The sequence below is a fragment of the Bradyrhizobium sp. NBAIM14 genome, from assembly GCF_020193895.1.
In the GTDB taxonomy this organism is placed as follows: Bacteria; Pseudomonadota; Alphaproteobacteria; order Rhizobiales; family Xanthobacteraceae; genus Bradyrhizobium; species Bradyrhizobium yuanmingense.
In genome coordinates this window covers 1-399 of record NZ_JADYVQ010000110.1, presented here as the reverse complement: position 1 = coordinate 399, position 399 = coordinate 1, and the positions used below count along the sequence as shown (strand labels likewise).

The 399-nt window shown below is 66.7% G+C and carries 1 pseudogene; it reads left to right on the top strand.

Features of this window, described 5'->3' with window-relative positions:
• Positions 1–90: 90 nt before the first annotated feature.
• Positions 91–399, top strand: a pseudogene (locus I6F28_RS37240) (proline--tRNA ligase); the annotation flags it as partial.

Sequence of the window (399 nt, the reverse complement as noted above, 5' to 3'; positions counted from 1 at the left end):
ACCCGCAGGTGCAGGGCGCAGCCCTGCCGATACCCCTCCCCCCGGCCGGGCTGGCAGAATAGAGGTCTCTGCCGTTATCCGAAGCCGACGATGCGCCTCTCCCAGTTCCACCTGCACACCACCAAGGAAACCCCCAGCGACGCCGAGCTGACCAGCCATCGGCTGATGCTGCGCGCGGGCATGATCCGCAAGCTGGCATCGGGCCTGTATACCTGGTCGCCGCTGGGCCTGCGCGTGCTGCGCAAGGTCGAGCGCATCGTGCGTGAGGAAATGGACCGGGCCGGTGCCGTGGAATTCCAGATCCCGACCATCCAGCCGAAGGAACTGTGGGAGCAGACCGGCCGCTGGCAGAAGTTCGGCCCGCAGCTGCTGAAGATCAAGGACCGCAAGGACCAGGTG